This window comes from Streptomyces sp. CNQ085, from assembly GCF_022614595.1.
Classification (GTDB): Bacteria; Actinomycetota; Actinomycetes; order Streptomycetales; family Streptomycetaceae; genus Streptomyces.
Genome location: NZ_JAJFAU010000215.1, coordinates 1,261 through 5,914, shown reverse-complemented (window position 1 = coordinate 5,914; position 4,654 = coordinate 1,261). Strand labels below are relative to the sequence as shown.

4 protein-coding genes and 1 pseudogene are annotated in these 4,654 nt (G+C 75.3%); 2 read left to right on the top strand and 3 right to left on the bottom strand.

What is annotated here, in order from left to right; all coding sequences use genetic code 11:
- Nucleotides 1–16: 16 nt before the first annotated feature.
- On the bottom strand, nt 17–325 hold the full coding sequence (locus LJ221_RS22985) for a 4a-hydroxytetrahydrobiopterin dehydratase (protein ID WP_241718628.1): 309 nt from the start codon (nt 323–325) through the stop codon (nt 17–19).
- Nucleotides 326–521: 196 nt separating this feature from the next.
- Entirely contained in the window at nt 522–2,600 is a 2,079-nt protein-coding gene (locus LJ221_RS22980; RefSeq protein ID WP_241718629.1) for a phage holin family protein, read from the bottom strand.
- 293 nt (nt 2,601–2,893) lie between these two features.
- Here LJ221_RS22980 and LJ221_RS22975 point away from each other — a divergent pair, with 293 nt between their 5' ends.
- Both LJ221_RS22975 and LJ221_RS22970 read left to right on the top strand, forming a co-directional pair.
- Nucleotides 2,894–3,670 carry an MBL fold metallo-hydrolase gene (locus LJ221_RS22975; RefSeq protein ID WP_241718627.1) on the top strand — a complete coding sequence of 259 codons (777 nt, stop codon included), beginning with the start codon at nt 2,894–2,896 and terminating at the stop codon, nt 3,668–3,670.
- On the top strand, nt 3,667–4,302 hold the full coding sequence (locus LJ221_RS22970) for a DedA family protein (RefSeq protein WP_241718626.1): 636 nt from the start codon (nt 3,667–3,669) through the stop codon (nt 4,300–4,302). The genes LJ221_RS22975 and LJ221_RS22970 overlap by 4 nt, the downstream gene beginning before the upstream one ends.
- Here the strand turns inward: LJ221_RS22970 and LJ221_RS22965 are convergent.
- Nucleotides 4,299–4,654, bottom strand: a pseudogene (locus LJ221_RS22965) (MBL fold metallo-hydrolase); the annotation flags it as partial. The gene LJ221_RS22970 and the pseudogene LJ221_RS22965 sit on opposite strands and share 4 nt — an antisense overlap.

Sequence of the window (4,654 nt, the reverse complement as noted above, 5' to 3'; positions counted from 1 at the left end):
GCCCGCGGCCCGCGGACTACGGGCGGGCGCCGTGCGACGGGGCGATCCCCTCGATCCGCCGGGCCAGGCGCACGTCCAGCTCCGTCACCTTCCCGCCCACGCTGTGGGTGTTCACCGACACCCCCACCGCGTCATAGCCCAGCAGCAGGTCCGCGTGATGGTTCATCTCCTCCTGGATCTGCGCGACATGGAGCACCATCACCGCGGCCGGGAAGTGCCCGGCGAGGGAGTACGTCCTCCTCAGCCGGTCCTCGGCGAACTCCCAGCCGGGCAGCTCCGCCAGCGCGGCGTCGATCTCCTGCGAGGTCAGCGGTCGAGGTGCCATGGACGAAATCTCACTTCCCGTGGACGACCCTTCGAGCCTAGGGCCGCGGCACGGGATCCTCGTGGTCGACACGGGCACGGGGACGGGCCCCTCCACCACCACGCGCACCCGGTCCGCCTCCGGTCCGCGGCCGTTCCCGGCCGAGAGCGCTTGGCACACTTTTCACGAACCCGGCGGAGCGGTCCGGAAGGTCCGGTCAGCGCAGTGGGGTCCGGGCCGGGACGAAGGGTGCGGTGACGGCGGGGGCGGCCTCCGCGTCGCGCAGCCAGCCGCGCAGCACGCGGTGGATCTGCTCGGCGCCGACCAGTTCGCCGTCCCTGTCCGGCGGGGCCAGCAGGCGTGGGTGGAGCAGGAACGCGCGGTTCTGCTCACCGCCGAGGCCGCCGTGGGAGCCGATCTGCTCCTCGAATGCGTGGACGGTGCCGGTGGCCCGGTCGAGGGCCGAGTTGACCATGATGTCGGCGGCGTGCGGGAAGCATGCGGTACGCCGCACGAGTGCGGCGGCGTGGGGGCCGTAGGGCTTCAGGGGGTCCTCACCGGTGATCTCGCCGGTGTCCAGGCGGTGTTCGCTGTCGCCGGGACCGAGCGCCACCGGTCCGTGGCACTCGGTGTCCACCAGCAGGAACCCGATGCCGGGGTGGTTGGCGAGGGTGCGCAGCAGGGCGGGGTGGCGGCGGTCGATCTCCTCGCGAGTGGCCCGGCCGGGGATGCCGGGGAAGGAGACCAGCCCGAGGTTGCCCGAGCCCAGCACCACGGGGTCGGAGGTGGGAGCGGGCCAGTGGGGTTCGGCGCCGTGCCCGTCCTCGGGCCGGTGCAGGGCGGCGCGGGCGGCGGCGCGGGCCTCGGCGCCGCTGGCCGTGTGCCGGGCCCGCCGGGAGACCGGCAGTCCGCATCCGGCGCGGACCAGGTCCTCCAGGGGCAGCCCGTAGCGGGAGGCGAAGGTCTCGCCGGGGCTCTGCCCGTGGTCGGACAGGAGCACCAGTCGGTAGGGCCGGGAGGCCTGGGCGGCGACCTTGGCGATCAGGCCGACGGACCGGTCCAGACGCCGCAGCACCTGGTGGGTGTCCCGGCCCCGCGGCCCGGAGTGGTGGGCAACCTCGTCGTAGGCGACGAGGTCGGCGTAGACGGCGGTACGCCCGCTGAGGACGTCGCCGATGACGGAGGCGACCACCACGTCCCGCTGGACGACGGTGGCGAAGGCCCGGATGAACGGGTAGAGCCCGCCGCGCGGCACCCGCGGGCCGTCCCCGCGCAGCCTGGCGCGGGTGGACTGGACGATCTCGCGGACGACCTCGGCGGTGAAGGAGGCTGCCGTGCGCGTGGCGTTGGCCGGGTCGGAGAAGTACGCGAAGTACCCGGCGCGCGACCGGTTGTGGCGGCCGCGCCGGGCGGAGACGGAGAGCACCAGGGCCGCCTGGGCGGCCCCGCCGCTGAAGAGGTTGCCGCGGCTGGCGCCGTCATGGGCGAGCAGTCCGGGCTCGCCGCTGTGCTCGGCGGCACGGCGCTGGAGCCGGGCGGCGCTGGAGGGCCGGTTGCTGGTCACCACCTCGCCGGTCTCCTTCTCGTACCAGCGGAAGGCGGGCACGTCCTCGTTGGAGCCGTGCAGGATACCGAGCTGGCTGGCACCGGTCTGGCTGGACCAGTCGGTGTGCCAGGGTACGAGGCGGTGGCTGTCGTGGAGCATGGCGGCGATGCCCGGCATCAGCGGTTCGCCGCCGGCGGGGGCGGTGACCGCGTCGCGCAGTACCTCGTGGCCGATCCCGTCGAGCTGGAGGAAGACGGTGCCGGGGGTGGCGGGCACCCGCCGACTTCCGGATCGGCGCCAGCGGCGGTCGGCGAGCCGGGCCAGGCGCCGCCGGTAGGCCCGGTCGTCGCGGACCGCCAGGAAGGTGTTGGCCGCCGAGGAGGCGGCGGACATAGCGGCGGCGACGACCACGGCGGTCTGCGGGTCGGTCTCGCCCCGGTAGTCGGGCAGGAGGGCGAGCGCCAGCCACAGCAACGAGCCGTTGAGGAAGAACACCAGCAGGCCCAGTACCAGGGCGGGCACCAGCAGCAGGGCTCTGACCAGCAGGGGCCACACCAGGGCGCTGAGCAGGCCGAAGGCGCCGGCCCCGAGGGCGGCGGTGGTCCCGATGCTGGTGGCGCTGTCGCCGTCGGCGGACTGGAGCCGGAAGTCGGGGAGCACTCCGGCCAGCACCAGCATGGTGAGGGTGCTCACCACCCACACAACCAGGACGCGCAGCACCGCGCCGCCAGCCCTGCGCCAGGCCGCCATCCGCACGCCGTCCGCCCTCCCTCCTCCAAAGCCCCGGGCCGGTTTCGCGCCGGGCCCCGCCGTCCGCGTTCTCCGCACCGCGGGGGTCCATGCCTCCCGCGCGCCGGTGTCCTCGTCGCGTGTCCGCCGCCGGCGCCGGCAACCGCCGCTCCCGGTCCGGCACGTCCTACTTTTCCACAGCCCTCCCGCTGCCGGGGGCGCGCGGCGGTCTCCTTCCGAAGGCTCCCTGGAGCACGGGGTGTGATGAGAGGATCGGTACGGGGAAGGGGGCGAGCGGGTGGAAGGAGGGTCCGGTGCCTGCGGAGATCACTTGGTGGGGCCATGCCACGACGACGGTGCGCGACTCCGGCGTGACGGTGCTCACCGACCCGGTGTTCGTCCGGCGGCTGGCCCATCTGCGCAGACGGCGCGGACAGCCGCCGCCGGAGTCGGCGGCACGGGTGGACCTGGTGGTGGTCTCGCATCTGCACGCCGACCATCTGCATCTGCCCTCCCTGGCCCGCCTGGCGCCCGGTACCCGGGTGGTGGTGCCGAGCGGCGCGCTCGCCTCGGTGGCGGGGCTGCGGCGGCTGTCGGGGCGGCTGCGGGTCGAGGAGGTCGACGTGGGCGAGCGGGTGCGGGCCGGGGACGTGACCGTCCGCGCGGTGCCCGCGGAGCACGACGGGCGGCGGCTGCCGTACGGGCCTCATCGGGCGCCCGCCCTGGGCTACGTGGTCGAGGGGGAGTCCAGGACGTACTTCGCCGGGGACACCGGGCTGTTCGACTCGATGGCGGAGGCGGTCGGCCCGGTGGACGCGGCGCTGCTGCCCGTCGGCGGCTGGGGGCCGAAGCTGGGCGACGGGCACATGAACGCGCGCCGGGCCGCCGAGGCGCTGTCCCGGCTGGGCGCGCCGCTGGCGGTGCCGGTGCACTACGGGACGTACTGGCCGATCGGGCTGGACGCGGTCCGGCCGCACGAGTTCCACTCCCCCGGTGACGAGTTCGTGCGGCTGGCGGCACGTTCGGCCCCCGCCGCGGCGGTGCGCCGGCTGGGGCACGGCGAGAGCGTACGGCTGGAGGCGGCGGGGTGATCGAGGCGCTGCTGGGCGCGGTGCGGGAGATACCGGGGCAGGTCGCGCCCGGCGCGGTGGGCTATCCCTCGCTGTTCCTGCTGGTGGCGTTCGGCGCGCTGGTGCCGGTGGTCCCGACGGGGGCGCTGGTCAGCGCGGCGTCGGCGGTGGCGTTCCACCGCAGTCCTCCGGTCCTTCCGCTGCTGCTGGTGTTCGCCGTCGCGTCGCTGGCGGCGTTCCTGGGCGATCTGCTGCTGTACTGGCTCGGACGGCGCGGCGGTCACTCCAGGAGCGGGGAGCGCTGGCTGGAGCGGATGCGCGAGCGGGCCGAGCCGGACCGGCTGGAGGCCGCACGGCGGAGGCTGGATGAGCACGGTGTGACGGTGCTGGTCCTCTCCCGGCTGGTGCCCGCCGGGCGGATCCCGGTGATGGTGGCCTGCCTGCTGTCGCGGGTGCCGGTGCGGCGGTTCGTGCACGGTGCCGCACCGGCCTGCCTGGTGTGGACGGCCACCTACCAGCTGATCGGGATCCTGGGCGGTTCGCTGTTCCCCGAGCCGTGGCAGGGCGTGGCCGCGGCGGTCGGTCTGACGCTGCTGGTCGGCTCGGCGCCCTCGGTGTGGCGGCGGCTGCGCCCGGCGCGGGTCCCGCACTAGAGGGGCCGGGGGCCGGGGTCCGGGCCCGGATCAGGGTGCGGGTCCGGCTGTCGGTCCGGCTGTCGGTCCGGCTGTCGGTCCGGCTGTCGGTCCGGCTGTCGGTCCGGCTGTCGGTCCGGCTGTCCCAGGATCCTGGAGGCCCCGATCGGCATGTCCCACAGGTCCCCGCGCGGACGTCCCGCCGCGGTCCAGGCGGTCCGCACCCGGCTCAGCGGCTCCAGCGGCGGCTCGGCCGAGAGCAGGAAGGTGGCCCAGTGCATGGGGGCCATACGGCGGGCGCCGAGGTCCAGGCAGGCCCGTACGGCCTCCTCCGGGTCGGTGTGCACCGGGCGGAGCATCCGGCGCGGGGGGG

Excerpts from the sequence above, each read along its gene's own strand:
- LJ221_RS22985 (WP_241718628.1), bottom strand. The coding sequence starts at position 325 with ATGGCACCTCGACCGCTGACCTCGCAGGAGATCGACGCCGCGCTGGCG.
- LJ221_RS22980 (WP_241718629.1), bottom strand. The coding sequence starts at position 2,600 with ATGGCGGCCTGGCGCAGGGCTGGCGGCGCGGTGCTGCGCGTCCTGGTT.